Source organism: Mycolicibacter sp. MU0102 (assembly GCF_963378105.1).
GTDB lineage: Bacteria > Actinomycetota > Actinomycetes > Mycobacteriales > Mycobacteriaceae > Mycobacterium > Mycobacterium holstebronense.
Map to the genome: position 1 here is coordinate 3,280,883 of NZ_OY726398.1, position 18,454 is coordinate 3,299,336.

General features: G+C 67.7%; 21 protein-coding genes and 1 pseudogene. 11 read left to right on the plus strand and 11 right to left on the minus strand.

Annotation, left to right across the window (positions count from 1 at the left end):
* Positions 1–49 precede the first annotated feature (49 nt).
* Positions 50–547 (plus strand): hypothetical protein, encoded by a 498-nt coding sequence (locus RCP37_RS15435; RefSeq protein WP_308483920.1) that lies wholly within the window; start codon positions 50–52, stop codon positions 545–547.
* 93 nt (positions 548–640) lie between these two features.
* Positions 641–715 carry a 50S ribosomal protein bL37 gene (locus RCP37_RS22195; RefSeq protein WP_011728008.1) on the plus strand — a complete coding sequence of 25 codons (75 nt, stop codon included), beginning with the start codon at positions 641–643 and terminating at the stop codon, positions 713–715.
* A gap of 69 nt (positions 716–784) precedes the next feature.
* Here RCP37_RS22195 and rsrA read toward each other — a convergent pair whose 3' ends face one another.
* Positions 785–1,084 carry a mycothiol system anti-sigma-R factor gene (rsrA, locus tag RCP37_RS15440; RefSeq protein WP_308483921.1) on the minus strand — a complete coding sequence of 100 codons (300 nt, stop codon included), beginning with the start codon at positions 1,082–1,084 and terminating at the stop codon, positions 785–787.
* Positions 1,081–1,749 carry a sigma-70 family RNA polymerase sigma factor gene (locus tag RCP37_RS15445; RefSeq protein WP_373693192.1) on the minus strand — a complete coding sequence of 223 codons (669 nt, stop codon included), beginning with the start codon at positions 1,747–1,749 and terminating at the stop codon, positions 1,081–1,083. The genes rsrA and RCP37_RS15445 overlap by 4 nt, the downstream gene beginning before the upstream one ends.
* Positions 1,750–1,952: 203 nt before the next feature.
* Here RCP37_RS15445 and RCP37_RS15450 point away from each other — a divergent pair, with 203 nt between their 5' ends.
* The gene (locus RCP37_RS15450; protein ID WP_308483923.1) at positions 1,953–2,450 is read left to right on the plus strand and encodes an aminoacyl-tRNA deacylase; all 498 of its coding nucleotides are present in this window, start codon (positions 1,953–1,955) and stop codon (positions 2,448–2,450) included.
* Positions 2,451–2,466: 16 nt separating this feature from the next.
* On the opposite strand, the gene RCP37_RS15455 is transcribed toward RCP37_RS15450, so the two are convergent.
* From RCP37_RS15455 to RCP37_RS15465, 3 genes are all read right to left on the minus strand, one after another.
* Positions 2,467–3,012, minus strand: a complete 546-nt coding sequence (locus tag RCP37_RS15455) for an anti-sigma factor antagonist (protein WP_308483924.1) — start codon at positions 3,010–3,012, stop codon at positions 2,467–2,469.
* A 152-nt stretch (positions 3,013–3,164) separates the two neighbouring features.
* Positions 3,165–3,338 carry a CsbD family protein gene (locus tag RCP37_RS15460; RefSeq protein WP_308483925.1) on the minus strand — a complete coding sequence of 58 codons (174 nt, stop codon included), beginning with the start codon at positions 3,336–3,338 and terminating at the stop codon, positions 3,165–3,167.
* A gap of 81 nt (positions 3,339–3,419) precedes the next feature.
* Positions 3,420–4,112, minus strand: a complete 693-nt coding sequence (locus RCP37_RS15465) for a TetR/AcrR family transcriptional regulator (RefSeq protein WP_308487107.1) — start codon at positions 4,110–4,112, stop codon at positions 3,420–3,422.
* 177 nt (positions 4,113–4,289) lie between these two features.
* Here RCP37_RS15465 and RCP37_RS15470 point away from each other — a divergent pair, with 177 nt between their 5' ends.
* Together RCP37_RS15470 and RCP37_RS15475 are read left to right on the plus strand one after the other, a co-directional pair.
* The gene (locus RCP37_RS15470; protein WP_308483926.1) at positions 4,290–5,150 is read left to right on the plus strand and encodes an SDR family oxidoreductase; all 861 of its coding nucleotides are present in this window, start codon (positions 4,290–4,292) and stop codon (positions 5,148–5,150) included.
* 21 nt (positions 5,151–5,171) lie between these two features.
* Positions 5,172–6,140: a dimethylarginine dimethylaminohydrolase family protein gene (locus RCP37_RS15475; protein WP_308483927.1), complete on the plus strand. Its 969-nt coding sequence runs from the start codon at positions 5,172–5,174 to the stop codon at positions 6,138–6,140.
* On the opposite strand, the gene RCP37_RS15480 is transcribed toward RCP37_RS15475, so the two are convergent.
* On the minus strand, positions 6,137–7,555 hold the full coding sequence (locus RCP37_RS15480; RefSeq protein WP_308483928.1) for a sensor histidine kinase: 1,419 nt from the start codon (positions 7,553–7,555) through the stop codon (positions 6,137–6,139). The genes RCP37_RS15475 and RCP37_RS15480 overlap by 4 nt on opposite strands.
* Positions 7,552–8,274 (minus strand): response regulator transcription factor, encoded by a 723-nt coding sequence (locus RCP37_RS15485; protein WP_046284925.1) that lies wholly within the window; start codon positions 8,272–8,274, stop codon positions 7,552–7,554. Before RCP37_RS15485 ends, RCP37_RS15480 begins: the two co-directional genes overlap by 4 nt.
* Before the next feature lie 201 nt (positions 8,275–8,475).
* On the opposite strand from RCP37_RS15485, the gene RCP37_RS15490 reads away from it, so the two are divergent.
* Both RCP37_RS15490 and RCP37_RS15495 read left to right on the plus strand, forming a co-directional pair.
* Positions 8,476–9,819 carry a PPE family protein, SVP subgroup gene (locus tag RCP37_RS15490; RefSeq protein ID WP_308483929.1) on the plus strand — a complete coding sequence of 448 codons (1,344 nt, stop codon included), beginning with the start codon at positions 8,476–8,478 and terminating at the stop codon, positions 9,817–9,819.
* 5 nt (positions 9,820–9,824) lie between these two features.
* The gene (locus tag RCP37_RS15495; protein ID WP_308483930.1) at positions 9,825–11,099 is read left to right on the plus strand and encodes a PPE family protein, SVP subgroup; all 1,275 of its coding nucleotides are present in this window, start codon (positions 9,825–9,827) and stop codon (positions 11,097–11,099) included.
* On the opposite strand, the gene RCP37_RS15500 is transcribed toward RCP37_RS15495, so the two are convergent.
* The gene (locus RCP37_RS15500; RefSeq protein ID WP_308483931.1) at positions 11,096–11,914 is read right to left on the minus strand and encodes an SOS response-associated peptidase; all 819 of its coding nucleotides are present in this window, start codon (positions 11,912–11,914) and stop codon (positions 11,096–11,098) included. The two genes, RCP37_RS15495 and RCP37_RS15500, sit on opposite strands and share 4 nt — an antisense overlap.
* 16 nt (positions 11,915–11,930) lie before the next feature.
* Positions 11,931–12,663: pseudogene (locus RCP37_RS15505) on the minus strand (class I SAM-dependent methyltransferase).
* Between the two features lie 85 nt (positions 12,664–12,748).
* Between RCP37_RS15505 and RCP37_RS15510 the strand changes: the two are divergent.
* The 4 genes from RCP37_RS15510 (at position 12,749) to RCP37_RS15525 (ending at position 16,758) form a co-directional block, all read left to right on the plus strand.
* Entirely contained in the window at positions 12,749–13,792 is a 1,044-nt protein-coding gene (locus RCP37_RS15510) for an LLM class flavin-dependent oxidoreductase (RefSeq protein WP_308483933.1), read from the plus strand.
* 219 nt (positions 13,793–14,011) lie between these two features.
* Positions 14,012–14,311, plus strand: coding sequence for a PE family protein (locus tag RCP37_RS15515; protein ID WP_308483934.1), 300 nt, complete (start codon positions 14,012–14,014; stop codon positions 14,309–14,311).
* A gap of 9 nt (positions 14,312–14,320) precedes the next feature.
* Positions 14,321–15,499 carry a PPE family protein gene (locus RCP37_RS15520; protein ID WP_308483935.1) on the plus strand — a complete coding sequence of 393 codons (1,179 nt, stop codon included), beginning with the start codon at positions 14,321–14,323 and terminating at the stop codon, positions 15,497–15,499.
* An 11-nt stretch (positions 15,500–15,510) separates the two neighbouring features.
* On the plus strand, positions 15,511–16,758 hold the full coding sequence (locus tag RCP37_RS15525; RefSeq protein ID WP_308483936.1) for a PPE family protein: 1,248 nt from the start codon (positions 15,511–15,513) through the stop codon (positions 16,756–16,758).
* A gap of 12 nt (positions 16,759–16,770) precedes the next feature.
* Here the strand turns inward: RCP37_RS15525 and RCP37_RS15530 are convergent, their stop codons facing one another.
* Positions 16,771–18,189, minus strand: coding sequence for a PE-PPE domain-containing protein (locus tag RCP37_RS15530; protein WP_308483937.1), 1,419 nt, complete (start codon positions 18,187–18,189; stop codon positions 16,771–16,773).
* A gap of 75 nt (positions 18,190–18,264) precedes the next feature.
* Positions 18,265–18,429: a hypothetical protein gene (locus tag RCP37_RS15535; protein WP_308483938.1), complete on the minus strand. Its 165-nt coding sequence runs from the start codon at positions 18,427–18,429 to the stop codon at positions 18,265–18,267.
* Positions 18,430–18,454: the final 25 nt, after the last annotated feature.

The following is an 18,454-nucleotide window of genomic DNA, read 5'->3' on the forward strand; positions in this document are numbered from 1 at the left end:
AATCGCCGTGACGCGGCACGAGTCGCCATCGAACTTGAGGAGTAGCGCGTTGTCTGTAAACCGTCTTGCCCGGCCGCGAGTGCGGCTGACATTGATCTGCGCCGGCGCCATGACGCTGGCCACGCTGGGATTCGGTGTCGCGTCCGCCAAAGCGGCCCCGACACTGGTCGATGACCCTATGCCGATTCCGACTCCCCTCGGCACCCCTAGCCCCCTCGGCACCCCCAGCCCCCTCGGCGTGCCCAGCCCCCTCGGCGTGCCCAACGCGCTGGGTACCCCCAGCCCGCTCGGCATGCCCGGACCGGCTGCAGGAAGCTCAGCAGCCGGCGTGAACGCCGCGAACTCCTTCTTGCAGGTCCTCAACGGCATGCTCAACAAGGTGGTGCCGGGGGTGGGCTCGATCATGCCGACCGATGTCAGTTCGCTGACGCCGCCCGGTGCCCCCATGTCAGCGGTGCCCGCGCTCGAAACCCCGCCGGCTCCGCCGACCCCGCCGGCACTCGTGCCGCAGACCCTGGCGGGTGCTCGGAACTTCTCGGTGCACTAAGGCGGTGGCAGGGCCCACTCAAGCCCCGCCACCACGCCATAACCGGCGGTGTGAGAGACTATCGAGCTGGAATACCTGCTAGGAGGGCCAATCATGGCAAAGCGTGGCCGCAAGAAGCGTGACCGCAAGCACAGCAAAGCCAACCACGGCAAGCGACCCAACGCCTAGAGCGTTAGCGAGCTAGCTGACCGCAAGCCCGGCCTTAGGCCGGGCTTGCTGCGTTTAGGGCCTACAGGCCTAACCCTCGCGGCGGATGATCGTGGTCCGGCTGATCTCCAACCGCACGCGTTCGTAGAGACGCCGCGGGGCCTTGTCACCACTGCACTTGTGGGCGATCAGCGTCTTGATCCGTTCCTCGACCCCGTAGTGCCGCAGGCACCCCGGGCATTCCTCAAGGTGCTGCCGCAATTTGGCCTTGGTCTCGGCCGTGCATTCGCCGTCGAGCAGCGTCCATACTTCGGCGATCACCTCAGAGCAGTTGGCGTCCGATCCACCGGCATCTGCCGGCGTGTTGCAGTCCCGCGAGTGTTCGGTCACGACGACACCTCCTCGGAAGCCTGGCCGCCGCGAATGAATCCACGGTCGCGCGCCACGTCGGCCAGCAGACTGCGCAACTGTCGCCTGCCGCGGTGCAATCGCGACATCACCGTGCCGATCGGCGTGTCCATGATCTCGGCGATCTCCTTGTACGGGAATCCTTCGACGTCGGCGTAGTACACCGCCATCCGGAACTCTTCGGGAAGCTGCTGCAGCGCCTCTTTGATCTCGGTGTCAGGCAGCGACTCCAGCGCTTCCACCTCCGCCGAGCGCAGTCCCGTCGAAGTGTGTTCGGCGGTGGCTGCCAGCTGCCAGTCGGTGATCTCGTCGGTCGGGTACTCGGCCGGGGTGCGTTGCTTCTTGCGGTAGCTGTTGATGTAGGTGTTGGTCAGGATGCGGTACAGCCACGCCTTGAGGTTGGTGCCCTCCCGAAACGAGCGGAACCCGGCATAGGCCTTGACCATGGTCTCCTGCAGCAGGTCCTCGGCATCGGCGGGATTGCGCGTCATGCGCAGCGCACCGCCGTAGAGCTGATCGAGCATGGGGATCGCGTCGCGTTCGAACCGAGCGGTCAGCTGCTCGTCGGTCTCATCGGAACGCACCGGCGCCTTGGCTTCTGTCGAAGCTTCGGTTCCGGTACCGGGCGCACTCTCGCCATCAGCCATCTCGATCGCTGCTGTCCCTTCTGTCGCAGTGCCCACAACCAGCCCAGCCGATAGATCGCGTTCCAGCAGACCGATCGCCGTTGACATCGGCGACTCCTTTCCGATCCTAGGGCCGTGATCGACGGCTTGACGCAGCGACCACACGAACTGCCTTACTCAACAGCGTCGGCCATGGTGCTATTTCCGGCCCGTATCCTGGCGCGGTGAGTCGCGCGGCAACCCGAGCTATCGCGGCCCTGATCGCCGCACAGGTGCCCCATGAGGTGCTGCGTTACCACCATGCGCCGGACCAGCGCGCTTTCGGAGCCGAAGCCGTCGAGCAGCTCGCACGAGAGGGGCCCGACGGTGTGCGGCCCGAGCAGATCTTCAAAACGCTCGTGGTCGCGATCCCACACGGCCTGGCGGTCGCGGTGCTGCCGGTGCCGGCGAAGCTGTCACTGAAGGCGGTCGCCGCCGCACTGGGTGCGTCCAAGGCCACCATGGCCGACCCGGCGGCGGCGCAACGGGCGACCGGTTACGTGCTAGGCGGCATCTCGCCACTCGGACAGCGCAAAGCGTTGCCGACGGTGCTGGACACCTCGGCGCTGGGCTTTGACCGGCTGCTGTGCAGCGCGGGCCAACGCGGCTGGGACGTGGCGGTGGCACCCGCGGATCTGATCCGGTTGACCGGTGCGATCACCGCGGACATTCAGGCGCAGTGAGCGCGGTGATCGCCGTTTAGCCGTCCAGGACCGGACCGGGGTCGTCGCTCGGTGCATCACCGAGCACGTCGTCGACGGTTTGGGCGAATGACAGTTCGGTATCGATACCCGCAGCGTCCACCACCCGGGCGGTGAGCTGTTGGTCGCTGACCAGGTGCAGCCGGATGCCACGCCGGCGGCATCTGGCCGATTCGTCGACCAGCACCGCGAATGCGCAGATTCCCATGAATTCGAGTCCGCTGGTGTCGATGATCAGCGGTCCGGGAGCTGTGGCCACCTCCGCGGCTTCGGCGACCAGGCGCCGCCAGACGGCGATGTTGGACGCATCGACGCTGCCACCGGCGTGAACCAGCAGCGCTGAACCGCGACGCTCCACCAGGACGTGCAGCTCTTCTTCGGCAGGGATCTCCGAGGCTCCGAACGCCTCGCCGCCGCACGCCTGGGCAATGACGCCATCGACCGTCATCGCGGCGGTCGGAATCGCTTCCGCGCGCTCCGTTCCGGTCCCGTTGCGGCGCCACACGGCGCAGCGGCTGAGTTTACGGCGTAAACCGAACTGCATGCGGTTGAAGCTACGCCGGATTGTTTACGTTGTAAACCTATCCGCGGGGGCTTCTTGGGCCGTCGCGACGCCTCGCCGCAACCCGCTCCGACACCCGAACGCGCCACCGCCCCGCGCGCCGTAAGCGGCGCGCGGGGCGGTGTTCTCGCTTGCTAGTCCTTGAAGGCGTCCTTGACGTTCTCGCCGGCCTTCTTCAGGCTCGACTTCCCCTGGTCAGCCTTACCCTCGTTCCGAAGGTCGTCATCACCGGTCACCTTGCCGGCGGCTTCTTTGGCCTTGCCCGCGACATCCTGTGCGGCATTCTTGGCCTTGTCTGCCAATCCCATCGTGAGCCCCTCCTCGTGTGGCGTTGCAACACGAGCGATACCCAGGATGTTTACAACGTAAACCCCTACGGGGCCATTACCTCAGCGCCGGGCGAGCAGCAGCTCGAGCCGGTCCAACATGGCCTCCAGCGCCTCCTCGAACTCCGCGGTGCTGCGGTCCTGCGACAACATCGGCTGCAAGCGCAGCAGGTGCGGGTAATCGGTCAGATCGCGTGCGGACCACTCGCCCCTGTCATCGAGGAGGGCCTCATCGGGGTGCAGTTCAGCGCCGCGTGCCGACACTTCCAACAGCAGGTGACCGATCAGGAACGTGGTGTAGGAGCGGTAAGCCGCCACCGCGGCGGCGTCGTCGAATCCATAGGCGATCAGTGTGTCGAGGAAGCTTTCCATCCAGCGCAAGCTGCGCAGCGGCGGCCGAACCCAGGGCGCCTCCGGTGCCTGGGTGGCCACCAGCGGAAAGACCTCCGGATGGTCGAGTGCGATCTGGCGTACACCGTGCGCCAGCCGCATGAGGTAGTCCTGCCAGCCGTCTTCCTGCCGCCGCGCCGCGAGTTGATCGGCGTAGAGCCGGTCGATGATGTGGTCAACGACGCCGCTGAGCAGGTCGCCACGGCCGTGCACGTAGCGGTAGAGCGCCATCGCCTCGACTCCGCAGGCCCCACCCAGCGCACGCATCGTCAACTTCGACAGGCCCTGGCGGTCTATGAAGTCGATGGCCATTTCCAGGATCCCGTCGCGGCTCAACTGCGACGACGAGCGCAAGCCGTCGCCCATGGCCGCAGCGTCCACCCCGCCATCCACCAGACCGCACCCTTCGTCTCCGTGGCGATTGGTGCCTGAAGTTTACGTCGTAAGCCGGCCGCCAGGCGAGAAAGCGCCGGGTCGACGCGATCGGGCCCGCGTAGATCGCCGGTCAGGCACAACGGGCCGCCGCGGCATAGGCTGACAGCCATGCCCAACTCAGGCCCTCTCTCCGGCAAAACCATGTTCATTTCCGGTGCCAGCCGTGGCATCGGCCTGGCGATCGCCAAGCGCGCCGCCCGCGACGGCGCCAACGTCGCGCTGATCGCCAAGACCGCCGAACCGCATCCCAAGCTCGACGGCACGATCTTCACCGCGGCCGCCGAGATCGAAGAGGCCGGCGGGCAGGCACTACCGATCGTCGGTGACATCCGTGACGGAGACTCCGTGGCAGAGGCCGTGGCCACCACCGTAGAACGGTTCGGCGGCATCGACATCTGCGTGAACAACGCTTCGGCGATCAACCTCGGCTCGATTCTCGAAGTGCCGCTGAAGCGCTTCGATCTGATGAACGGCATAGAGGTGCGCGGTACCTACGCGGTGTCGCAGGCCTGCATTCCGCACATGATCGGCCGCGACAATCCGCACATCCTGACGCTGTCTCCGCCGATCCGGCTGGAGCCCCAATGGCTCAAGCCCACCGCCTACATGATGGCCAAGTTCGGGATGACGCTGTGCGCGCTCGGTATGGCCGAGGAACTGCGCGGGCACGGGATCGCCTCCAACACGCTGTGGCCGCGCACCATGATCGCGACCGCCGCGGTACAGAACCTGCTCGGCGGAGACGAGGCGATGGCGCGCTCTCGCACCCCCGACATCTACGCAGACGCCGCGTACGCCATCGTGACCAAGCCCGCCCGCGAATACACCGGCAACTCCCTGCTGTGCGAGGACGTGCTGGTGGACTCCGGCGTCACCGATCTGTCGGTCTATGACTGTGTGCCCGGCAGCGACCTGGGCGTGGACCTGTGGGTCGACACCGTCAACCCGCCGGGATACGTGCAGTCCTAGCACCGCGAGGCGAGGCGAGGCGTGACCGAAATCTTCGTCGAAAGCGAGTTCGCGCCGCTGCGCACTGTGGTGCTCGCCCAGTCCGAACTGGCGCTGCCGGAAGATATCCCGGATTCCGACCTGGAATTCCTTACCGCCAGCTCGGCCGAAAACGTCGCCGCTGGACAGGACTTCGCCATCGCTTGCCCGCAACGACAGCAACAGTGGCTGCAGGAAAGGCGCAACCTAGAGGCGGTGTTGCACCGGCACGGTGTCGAAGTACTGCGGCCGCGGTTGTTGACTGCGGCAGAGAAGGCCACGGCAGGATCAGACGGGTACGCCAATTTCTTTGTCCGCGACCCGTTTTTCACCGTCGGAGATGTCGTGATCGAGGGCTCCCTGCGGTTTCGGCATCGCCGTCGCGAGGTCTTGCCGGTCCGCGACATTCTGCTCGAGCGGGTTTATCCCGCCCCGTGTGACTATGTCGCCGTCCCGGCTCCCGAGATCGCCGCCGACGACGACACGACGCTGGGGCCCGGTCCGTTCTTAGAGGGCGGCGATGTCCTGGTCCTCGGCCGGCAGGTTTTCGTGGGGACATCGGGTCTTGCCTCGAACGCACTCGGCGCACGCTGGTTGGCCAAGCTGCTCGCTACGCGGGGTTACACCGTTGAGGTGGTCCGTTTGGTCCCCGACATCCTGCACCTGGACTGTGCACTCGGATTGATCCGCGACGGCCTGCTGGTCGTGTGTGAAGACGCACTGCTCGACGGGGTTCCCGCCGCGCTCAAGTCCTGGGACCGGATACCGGTTTCACTGGCGCAGGCCAAGGAATTGGCTACCAACGGATTGCCGATCTCCCCCGACGTCTACGTCACCGATCCCGCCTTTGGTTGGGTCGCTGAGCAATTGGAACGCCGCGGCGTCACGGTCGAGTACATCGAGTTCGGTATCAGCCGGTCACTGGGCGGCGCGTTCCGGTGCAGTACTCAGCCCTTGCTGCGGCGCAGCTAACCGACCGACTGCGGCTCGACCCCCGGGATGACCAGCCTGAAGCAGGCGCCCCCATCGTGGGCGACGCACGTCAGCGTCCCGCCGTGCGCGACGGCCAGCGCCCGGGCGATCGGCAGCCCCAGTCCCGCACCGCCGTGGTCACGGCCGCGGGCACTGTCCAGGCGCACCAGCCGATCGAAGATCCGCTCGGCATCCTCGGCACGCACACCGACGCCGGTGTCGGTGACGACCACCGCGATCCCACCGCTGTCTTCACCGACCTCGACGGTGATCTGCCCACCGGGCGGGGTGTAGCGGCGCGCGTTGTCGAGCAGGTTGGACAGAATCTGCGCGACTCGCGTGGGGTCGACCCAGGCGGTCACCGAGTCCAGGCCTGTACGCGCGACCCGCAGTTGCGGGGCAAGTAGCGCCGCCCGATCCAATTGGGTATCGACGATCCCGACCAGGTCGATCTCTTTGAGTTCCAACGGCAGTCCGGCATCGATATAGCTCAGGTCCAGCATGTCGGTGACCAATCGGGTAGCCCGTCGCGCTTCGGTCAGCAGCAGGCTGGCGCGACGATGCTGACGAAGAACCTCGGGCTCGATGGCGTCCTCATTGGTGGATTGGCCGACATGCACGCTGACGTTTCCCGCGATCTGCTCCGCGGCCGCCTGCATTCCCGCTATCGGGGTGCGCAGCTCATGGGCAGCGTCGGCGAGAAAACGCCGTACCGCCGCCTCTGCTCGCTGCGCCCCCTGCGCGGCGCGCTGCGCCCGTTTCTCGGAGTCCTCCAATTCGTCGAGCATGTCGTCGAAAGCTTCTGCAGCCCGGCCCAGTTCGGTCTTGGGACGGTCGGGGCGCAGGCGCCGGCCCCGGTCCCCGGTGGTGATGTCGCGGGCGAGGTCGGTGAGACGGTCCAGCGGCGCGAGCAGGGCACGACTCGCACCGGCCAGCAGGGTCGACGCCAGCAGCAAGGTCCCCAGACCTGCCTCGATCATCAAGCGCCGCAATCTGCGCAGCGTCTCATCGGACTCCGTGGTGTCGGCGACCAGGATCACCCGGTCGCCGTTGGCCAAGGGATGCACCAGCACTGTCGCGGTGTCGTCGGGTTCCAGCGGCGGGGCCGGAATCTTCGATCCGGTGGTCGCATCGGGTTCAATCGCGGGGTCGCCGTAGCTGGTGCCGTCGGCGGTGACCACCAGTGCGGCGATGATGCCGCCGTTGAGTTGTTCCGACATCTGTTCAGCCGAGATACCCAGTGCTACCAAGGAATCCGCGCGCGTGGTTGCCGCTGCCAGTCGTTCATGCACGCTGCGCGTTGCCAGCGCGGTCAGGGTGGCGTTGATCACCAGTCCCATCGCCAGCATCAGCATGACCAGCAGCGCCAGCACCATAACCGTCAGCCGGCGGCGCAGCGAGGGGGTGGCGGTCATGAACCCGCAAGTTCCAGCCGGTAACCGATCCCGCGCACCGTATGCAGGATTCGTGGTCCGTGTGCCTCGAGCTTCTGCCGCAACCCGCTGATGTGGACCTGCACCAGGTTGGGGTCGTAAGCCTCATAGCCCCACACCGCGTTGAGGATCTGCGCGCTGCTGACGATGCGGCCGCGTTGTTCGACAAGGTAGACCAAGACGCGCAGCTCGGTGGCGGTCAAACCCAGCGGGGTGCCCGAGCGGGAGGCCACTCCGGCGTCGACATCGACCATCAGATCGCCGAACTGCACGGCAGCCGGCAACCGGCCGCGTCGGCGGAGCACCGCACCGACCCGCGACACCAGTTCGGCCAGCTCGAACGGCTTGACCACGTAGTCGTCGGCGCCGCCGTCCAGACCGCGCAGCCGGTCGGGTAAGCCGTCACGCGCGGTGAGCAGCACCACGCCCACCTCGCCCCAGCGCAGGATCACGTCCATCAGCGCGAAGCCGTCGCGTCCCGGCAGCATGACGTCGAGGACCACCAGATCCGGCCGGAATCCGTCCAGCACCTCCTCCAGGCCGTGGCCGTCGGGCTGGGTGTCGGTGAGGTAGCCGGCGTCGGCCAGCGCCTCGCTGACCATCTCGCGGATGGTCTCGGAGTCCTCGACAACCAGAACCCGCGGCGTTCCCACGCTGAAGGGAGTACCGCCGCGACGGTCGGCGGACCGGGAATCGGCCATGGTCCATTGATAACACCGTCACGCCACGATGGGGAGAGCCGACCGGCGCGGCTTACGCCCGCCGCCGCGTTCTTCAGGTTCACTTCAAGTTGACTGTCTACGGTCACGGGGTCCGAGTGCGCCCGGCTACCCCTCGCAGCGGCGCGAACCGGGAAATTCAGGAGGCACCATGACGCCTACTACCAACAGGACTGTCTGACAATGGATTTCGCGATGCTGCCGCCAGAGGTCAACTCGAGCCGGATGTATTCGGGGGCGGGGGCACAACCCTTGCTGGCCGCTGCTGCCGCCTGGAGCGCTCTGGCCGCCGAACTGAACAGCGCGGGTGTGGCCTACGACTCGGTGATCAACGAGCTGTCCGCCGACTGGGCCGGACCCAGCGCCGCAGCGATGGCCGCCGCCGCAGCACCGTATGCCCAGTGGATGCACGCCACCGCCGCCCAGGCCGAACACACCGCGTCGTCGACCCGAACGGCCGCCGCCGCCTACGACGCAGCGTTCGCCATGACCGTGCCTCCCCCGGCGGTCACCGCCAACCGCACTCAGATGATGTCGCTGCTTGCCACCAACTATCTGGGTCAGAACACCGCCGCCATCGCGGCCACCGACGCCCAGTACTACGAAATGTGGGCCCAGGACGCCGCCGCCATGTACGGCTACGCCACCGGCTCCGCGGCCGCCACCAGGCTGGTCCCGTTCACCGAGCCCCCGAGCACCACCAATCCCACTGGGACCGCGAATCAGGCCGGTGCGGTCGGCCAGGCCACCGCCACCGCGGCGGGCAGCCACGCCGACACCGCGGTTTCCGCGATCACCCAGGCCCTGCAGGGCCTCAGCGCGCCGGGATCGGCGGCAGCAGGATCGAATGCGGCGCTGACGGGTTCGATCGGATCGGCGGCGGCAATGGAGCCTGGGCTGGCGGCCTCCTACTTGGCGTTGGCCTCCAGCCTGTTCGGCACCTTCGTCATCGACTCGGCCGGTACCTTCGGCGTGGACGCGGCCGGCACCTTCGGGATCGACCTGATCGGCGTCGGCGAGATCGAGAGCGAACTGCTGCCGGAGATGGCCCTGGCCAGCGCGATCACGCCGGTGAGCGCCGAACTGGGCGAAGCGGCCACACTCAGCGGGCTGTCGGTGCCACAGGCCTGGGCCACCGCGGCGCCTACGACCACCGTGATCCAGCAGGTCGGCGGCGCATTGCCGACTGCCGCGCAAGCTGCGCTCCCCGCCGCCTCGGCGGGGGCCTCGGCATTGCCGCTGGCCGCCATCGGCGCAGCCGGGCTGGCCGGCCGGGCCACCGCGGGCGTAGGGCGGGGCCGCGTGACGGCCACCGCGAACGCGAAAGCCACCCCCAAACGGGCGCCGCGCGCCCTGGTCAAACAGCGCGACCAAGCCGAGAAGCCGGAGCGGCCGCCGGTACGGCCGTTGAACGGACCAATCACGCGGATCTCCGGTGAGCTGCGGGAACTGGCCGATCTGCGCGATGCCGGCATCCTCACCGAAGAAGAGTTCACCCAGGAAAAGCAGCGCCTCCTCGGCCGGTAGCACCCATGGATTTCGCACTGTTGCCACCGGAGGTGAACTCCGGCCGGATGTATTCCGGCGCGGGCGCCGGGCCCTTGCTGGCCGCGGCGTCGTCCTGGGATGCGCTGGGCGCCGAGCTACACAGCGCGGGACTCGCCTACACCTCGGTGCTCACCGAACTGGGCTCCGACTGGGCGGGCCCCAGTGCGCAGGCGATGGCCGCCGCCGCAGCGCCGTACGCCCAATGGCTGCACACCGCCGCGATCCAGGCCGAGGAGACCGCCATCGCGGCCCGCGCCGCCACCGCCGCCTACGAGTCCGCCTTCGCCATGACCGTGCCGCCACCGGTCATCGCCGCCAACCGCAGCCTGCTGATGACCCTGGTAGCAACCAATTTCCTGGGCCAGAACACACCCGCGATCGCGGCCACCGAGGCCCACTACTACGAGATGTGGGCCCAGGACGCCACTGCCATGTACGGCTATGCCGCCGGTGCCGCGACCGCCGGCAGGCTGAGCCCGTTCCGGCAGGCACCGCGCACCACCAACTCCGTAGGTACGTCGGCGCAGTCAGCGGCCGTCATGCATGCGGCCGCCACCACCTCCGAGGGCCACGGTGAGGGCGTTATCACCACGCTCACCCATGCGCTGGAGTCCTCGTCGGCCGTGGCCGAGGCCATCGGCGCCGACGCACTCTTGATCAGCGAACCCGCAATGGAGGTCGGGATCGCCGGTGTCGAGCTGGCCGTCGACTCGATGGGAACGTTCGGCATCGACGCGCTCGGCACCTTCCTGTTCGACGCGATGGGCGCCGCCGAGGTGGGCCAGGAATTGCTGCGGGCCGCCATGGCCGGTGCGCTGCCGATCTCGGCGAACTTCGCCTCGGCAACCTCGATCAGCGGGCTGTCGGTGCCGCTGGCCTGGGCATCGGCGGCGCCCGCGGCGGTCGCTCCGCAGATCGGCATGTCGTTGGTGTCGGTCGGTACCGCCGCTGCCACATCGGCTGTGCCGGCTGTGGCAGCCGGTGAGACGGTGATCCCCGCGGTGGGGATGGCCGCGGCCGGCGTGGCCGGACGGGCCGGGGCGGGAGCCACCCGGGGGCACCGCATCCCGACGGCCGGTACCGTCGCCCCGCCGCCGGTACCGCGACCCGGCGAGCTGCCGGAGGTGCCTGCGTCCTCGGCCTTCGGCCTGCTGATGGGTGCCGACATCGAGCTGCGTGAGCTGGCTGAACTGCGCAACGCCGGGATTCTCACCGACGAGGAGTACGCGTTGGAGAAGCGCAGCCTGGTCGGACGTTAGAGCAGGTAGGCCTGCTCGGGCTGCGGCTCGGCCGGTGCGATCAGCTCCGGTGAGTTGTTGCGCACACTGTTGACCAACGTCGAGACCTCACGCACCGCGATCCCGGCCACCTCCGGTGGACGGGCCAGCAGCTTGGTGTCGACCCCAGCGTCGGGGTCCAGCCAAGTGTCCCAATGATCTTCGGGCAGCAGCAGCGGCATCCGGTCGTGAATCCCGGCCAGCTCCCCGACGGCCGCGGTGGTGATGATCGCGACGCTGAGCACCGCGTCGGACAGTCTGTTGGGGCGCCAGACCGACCACAGGCCGGCCGCATACAGCATCGCGCCGTCACCGTGGATGTAGAACGGTGTCTTGCGGGCCCCGCGTCCGGTTCCAGGCCCCGCGGCGCGCCATTCGTAGTAGCCGTCCATCGGCACCAGGCAGCGCCGCCGCTCGGCGGAGGCGGAGAATGCCGGTGAGGTGGTGACCTTGTCGGCACGGGCGTTGATCAGCAACGGGCCGCCGGACGCCGGCGCCCCGTTCGGGCCGGCCTTGGTCCATGACGGCACCAGCCCCCAGCGCATCAGCCGCAGCCGCCGCGTCGGCTGGTCGCCGGGCCGATGCGGCAGTTCCAGCTTCGCCTCTCCTCCGTCGAGCCTCGCTGAACCGCCGGGTTTATCCGGCTCGGCGTGCCGGCTGACCAGGGTCGCGACGCCGTCGGTAGGTGCCACGTTGTAGTTCGGGCCCACGTCGGCGTCGGCCGGTATCTCGTTGATCGCATCGATACGCGCGGCCAGCAACGCCGGATCGGTGGTTACCGCGAAACGCCCGCACATACCTTCATGGTGACAGCTAATCGATCCGGGTGGCCGCGACCGCCCAGAACGGCATGTGCACCAGGTTGTCTTCGAGCAGCGGTTGCAGATACGCGAACCGCTCGGCCAGCGCGCGGACACCTGCCACCAGGTCCTCGCGGCCCATCGACTGCATCACCGCGATCATGTCGGTAAAGGCAGCGGGATCGAACGTGCCCTGATAGGTGGTGGTCCCGATGTGGTCGATACGCCATCCGGCGGATTCGAGCAGCGGACCGAAGCGTTCGGGCGACAACCCGTCCAGCTGCCAACCGTTGACGTTGTGGCGGCCGGCTTCGAACATGAACAGCCGGGCTTGGGCCTTGGTCGCCCGGTGCAGGTTGCGCGCGTAGCGCAATTGAGTTTCTTCATCGTCCTGGAACAGGTGATAGAACGCGCTGTCGACCACGGTGTCGAACCGGCCGTCGAACCCGGCCAGGTCAACCGCGTCGGCCACCTGGAAATCCACCGTCACACCGGCTTGCGCGGCGTTACGCTGCGCAACCGCGATGGCGGCCGGAGAATGGTCGAGCCCTGTTGTCGAATATCCATGGGCCGCATAGTGAATCGCGTGGTGACCCGACCCGGTTCCGGGATCGAGCACTTCCCCGCGCAGAGCTCCGCACGCCACCAATTGCTGCACCACCGGCTGCGGACGGCCGATCTCCCACGGTTCGGGAGGGCTTGCCGGGGGCGCACCGCCGAGCTCGGTATCGCTGTTCATCGCCCATAACTGTGCGTGAGTCTGGTTAACGAAAACCGAACGCGCGGTGTACGAACGGCGACAGTCACCCCGGTGATGGCAAGATCGCCGCTGTGCGCCTCTCCGTCCTCGATCTCACGCCGGTCCGCACCGACCAGTCCACCTCGAATGCCCTGGCAGCGACGATGCGACTCGCGAAGGTCGCCGACGAGCTCGCCTACACCCGGTACTGGGTCGCCGAGCACCACAACATACCGTCGGTAGCCGCCACCAGCCCGGCGGTGCTGACCGCGATGATCGCTGCCGCCACCTCGCGTATCCGCGTGGGCTCGGGCGGGGTGATGCTGCCCAACCACGCGCCCCTTGCAGTGGCCGAGCAGTTCGCGCTGCTGGAGGCCGCCCATCCCGGCCGCATCGACCTGGGCATCGGGCGTGCCTCCGGCGCCGATCCGGTGGCATCAGCGGTGTTGCGCGGAGCAACCGGCCGCGGTGACCGCGACATTGACGATTTCCCGGACAATCTCGCCGACTTGATCGCCCTGCTGACTACGGCGGGAGTGTCCGTGCAACTGGCAGATCGCAGCTATGTACTGAGGTCGACTCCGCACGCGGTGACAAGACCGCGGGTGTTCGTGCTGGGCTCCTCTATGCAGTCGGCTCAAGTCGCTGCGGCCCAGGGCCTGCCCTACGTATTCGGCCATCACCTGTTCGGCGAGCACACTGACGAGGCACTGACGTACTACCGGTCACAGTTCGTCCCGAGCGAGCTTGCCGCCGAGCCGGCCGCGTTCCTGACCGTCAACACCGCGGTAGCCGAAACACACGACGAGGCAACGGCTTTGATCCTTCCCTATCTGCGGCTGCAAGCCCAGACGGCGACCGGACAACCACCTGGCCGCCTGGAACTGGTCGAGGACGCCGAGCAGGCGGCCCTGACCCCGCAGCAACACCGCGTCGCGCAGGGGGAACTCTCGCGCGCGGTGGTCGGCACGCCGGCGGAGGCGCTCACCCAACTGCGGGAACTGGCCGACCGGTTCGGCGTGGACGAGTTGATGCTCAACCCGGTCGCATCCGCCCGCCGGGGCACCGACCCGGCCAGCACACCGGGACGCGAATCCACCCTGCGACTGTTAGCTGACGCAGCCTCGGCAAAGTGAACAATAGGTGAAGGCAAACCAACGCCAGAGGGCTGCTCGGTGAATGTTTCGGGTGCCTTTTCCAACTGTCAATGAACAACTGCTGACAGTCTCCGAAAAGTGCCCTTCGCGGCTGTGTGTCGCGCGTCAGATCGCATAGCGTCGGGTCTGCGCTCAAGGGCGTACGCGATCCGCAATGTGGCGATCGCGGAACTGAAAAGACTTCTACGAGGAGCCTTCATGTCGTTCGTCACTACGCAGCCAGAAGCGTTGCTGGCCGCGGTCGCGAACTTGCGAACCATCGGTTCGTCGCTGGCCGCGCACAGTGCCGCGGCCGCGGCGCCCACCACCAGCGTGGTGCCGGCCGCCGCCGACGAGGTTTCCGCGCTGACCGCCGCCCAGTTCGCCGCCCACGCCCAGGCCTACCAGACCGTGAGCGCGCAGGCAGTGGCCGTCCACGAGATGTTCGTGAACGCCCTGAGCAGCGGTGCCAACGCGTACGCCGCAACCGAGGCTGCTAACGCAGCAGCGGCCGGTTAGGTCACCGCGATGAACTACTTGTCGTTGCCGCCTGAGGTGACTTCCACCATGATCTACTCCGGGCCTGGCTCGGAGCCCATGGTCGTGGCAGCGTCGGCGTGGAGTGCGCTGGCCGCTGAACTGAAATCCGCTGCGGCCGAGTACCGGGCCGTCATCAACCAGCTGACCTCCGAGGAATGGCTCGGGACCGCCTCGGCGTCGATGGCGACCGCGGCCGCTCCCTACATCAACTGGATGGAACTCACCGCAGCGCAGGCCGAGCAGGCCGCCACGCAGGGCCGTTCCGCCGCCGCCGCCTACGAGACGGCACACGCCCAGACGGTGCCGCCGGTTGCGGTCACCGCGAACCGCGAACTCCTGCAGCAGCTGGTCGCCACCAACATCCTCGGGCAGAACACCCCGTCGATCGCGGCCACCGAGACCGAGCACAACGAGATGTGGGCCCAGGACACGATGGCGATGGTCGGCTACCACAGCCAGTCCAGCGCCGCGACCCAGCTCAATGAGTTCACCTCGCCGCCCAACCCGACCAACCCGAGTGGCGACGCCGCGAACGCCAACGCGGTCGCCGCCGCGAACGGTACGGCCACGGCCACCAAGGCGTCGAGCACGTTGCAGAACCTGCTGACCCCTAACGCCGCCCCGAGCACGGGCAACCCGGCGCAGGACATCCTCAACGACCCGAACTACAACCTGACCAACCAGCTGATGAACCAGGTGGTGACCAACTCCAACCTGCAGTCGAACAACGTCTGTGCGGTCTGGCGTGGTGTCAGCGGTGTGCTCGGCCTGCAGAAGCTGTTCGCCGATGGCGCCAAGGCGGCGGCACCGGCCGCGGCCTCCGCAGCCAGTGGCGCAGCCTCCGGTGCGGCGAGCGCGGCCTCCGGTGCCGCCGGCGCGGTCGGTGGCCTCTCGGTCCCGGCAGCGTGGGTTCCCCCCATGGCGGCAGCCTCCGCGTTGGGCCCGGTCTCGGGCGGTTCCTGGGTGCCGGTCGGTCCCGCTGCCGCGGCGGCGCTGCCGTCCGCGGGCGGAATCCTGGGTGGGGCTCCGATTGCTCCGCCGACGGGAATGCCTGGTATGCCTGGTATCCCGGCCGCGGGTGCGGCCGGCGCCGGCTTCCGCGGCTTCGGCGGTCCGCGCTACGGGACCGCGTTGACCGTCATGCCACGCCGCCCCTTCGGCGGATAGCACCCAACGGGATGATCGACTACGGGGCACTGCCTCCGGAGGTCAATTCCACGCGGATGTATGCGGGAGTCGGCTCCGGTCCGATGTTGGCAGCAGCGGGGGCCTGGGATGTCTTGGCCCAAGAGTTGAGCGTGACCGCGGCCGCGGTGGACATGACCATCGCGGACCTGACCAGCGGTCCGTGGCGCGGACCGTCGGCGACCGCCATGGCCGCCGCGGCACTGCCGTTCACCACCTGGTTCAAGGCGACGGCCGCGCAAGCCGAGCAGGCGGCAATGCAGGCCAAGGCCGCGGCGGCCGCCTTTGAAGCCGCGTTCGCGATGACGGTGCCGCCACAGATGGTGTTCGCCAACCGGGCCCAGTTGATGATGTTGGTCGCCACCAACTTCTTCGGCCAGAACACCCCGGCCATCGCGGCGACCGAAGCCCACTACGCGGCGATGTGGGCCCAAGACGCCGCCGCCATGTACGCCTACGCAGGTGGTTCCCTGGCGGCGTCGCAGCTGTCGGAGTTCACCTCGCCGCCGCAGACCACCAATCCTGCGGCGCAGGCGGGACAGGCCACCGCGACGACCCAGGCCGTCAGCAACTCGGCGGCGTCACAGGTCACCTCCCAGGCGACCTCGCAGACATTGAGCTCGCTGCAGTCGCTCGCTCAGTCGGGCGCCGCCACCGGGGCGCCCTCAGTTCCGGCTGCGGGTACAGGTACCGCACCAACCACCGGCTCGGCGGCGTGGACTGCGTTTCTGCAACAGATCGTCACGCCGCTCCAGACACTCACCGGCTACACCAACTCCAACCTGGGCCCGTTCCGGCTCGTCGACATGGTCGGGCAAGGCCTTAACGGCGAAGAGGTCTCTGGTCAGGCGGTGGCGGATGCCAGGGCATTCTTCACCGACCTGGCGAAGGTGGCCGACGTCGCGAAGGCCGGAACCGCAGCCTCCTACACCCCGGGCTTTGGCGCCGCGTCACCGTCGGTCGCCGTGGGTCGTGGCATCCAGGTCGGGTTGTTGTCGGTGCCGCAGAGCTGGCCGATGGCTCCTACTTCAGCCAATCAGGCTGCGGCGACACTGGTTTCCAGCCGGGTGGCCGCTGCCGAGGCCGGCGCGATGCCGCGCGGCGGAATGGCAGGGCTCGCCGGTATGGCGGGTCTGCCCGGGGCCAGTGCCGCCGCCAACGGCGGGCCTACCGGTTTCCGGTTCGTTCCCCGGTACGGCTACCGCCACCGGGTGATGAACCGGCCGCCCAGCGCCGGGTAGGCGCTGGGCGGGTCAGATCAGCGCGCCCAGCAACGCGAGCGGCAGTATTCCCAGGTCAACGGCGAGCGGGAGACCGATTGCGTTGAGGAGATCGCCGTCAGCCAACTCCGAGGCGAAGATGTCGTAGTTGACCTGCGGCAAGGTGAACAACAGCGCGGTGCCCACATCCAGGAACGGGATGCCGGTGTGCGGCGGGAAGGTCCCGAACAGGTCTTCCAGCGTGGGGAACGTCGACCCGAACTCCGCCATCTGTGTGTCGGAGATCGCGTTGATGAAGCCTTCCATCTCGGCCATGAAGGCCGGCGGGGTGTTGGTCGGGTGGAAGATCTCGTCGACGAAGTCCGAGACGCCCTGCTGCCAGGCGTTGCTCAGCGCCTGCGGCAACTCCTGCATGAGCGCCGCCAGCGTCGCCGAATCCGGCAGGAACCCCAACGGCGTCGCCACGTCGGCGGGACCTTGACTCCAGCCGTGCTCGATATTGCCGTAGCCCAGATTCACCAGGATGCGCGTGACCGGCTCGAACAGGTCATAGAGCGCCTGTCCCCCGCTCCCGAAGAACAGCAGCGGATACAGCAGCGGCAGCCCCTCGGTCGGAATCATGTAGTAGTTGGTCAGCGAGTCCGGCGATGCGTTCGGCAGCAGGATCGCGTCATTGATCTGATCGGCCGTCAGCCCCAGATAGGTGGTGTGCTGGAAGGCAATTCCGAAGATCGCGTTGAGAACCGACAAGAAGTTGATCGGGTATTGCGGGAAGTCGGCGAAACCATCGTATTCACGGTTGTAGACCTCGGCCGGGTATAGGCCAGAGGGTGCGGCGCCACTGAATGTGAGACCGATGCTCGGAAGAGTGGGAAACGCATTGTCCGGCAGATTGAAACGCTCGAGCATGCCGCCGTTCGGTGAACTGACGTTGCCGATCATCACGAAATGCACGTAGTCACTGGGCACACCCGCACTCGCGAGCTGGTATTGCAACATCGACTCGATGACCGCGCCCTGCGACCAGCCGAACACCACCGCGGGGTTCTCGGCGCTTAGGTCTCCGTTCTGGTACTGAGCCATGATGGCCTCGTAGAGGTTCTGCTGCCCCTGTGCCACGGACTCATCGAGTGTCCCGCCGAAGGGACCCAAGAACGGGTAGAGCTGTTCCGGGGTCGTGACAACCTGCGTCGTGCCGGTGAAGCCGAGCGGCTCCAGATACAGCGACATAGCGGCGTCCACGTAGGACGGACCGGGCGTGGCCAGGCCACTGCCGCCGATGATGAACGCCGTGCCGCCTCCCAGCGGCAGGGTCGCACTGTCATTGGCGGCCAGGCGTAATCCGGGAATCTGCAGCGCAGTTGACGGCGCAGCCGCCGCAGCGGGTGCGACCAAGCCGGCACCTACGACGGCAATGGCAACAGCGCCCAAGGGGCCGCGTACGTAATTCACTGGGGTTCTCCTTCGGGCAGCCCGGTCAGGCTTTTGGGGTGGTAGGCGATAGACAAAGTGGGCACCGGGGTCAAATCACCGCACGAACCGATAGAGCTGTTCGGACGCAGTCACGGCCTGCGTAGTGCCGGTAAGGCCATGCACCGCCCACGGTGTTGCCGGTGCCGCGGCCAGCAGGCCGGTGCTAACGATGACGACGTCGAGGGCCGGGGACGCGGACGCGGGACGTGTCCGCTGCATGGCCTGCGCTCCTTTGCCGTGCCCG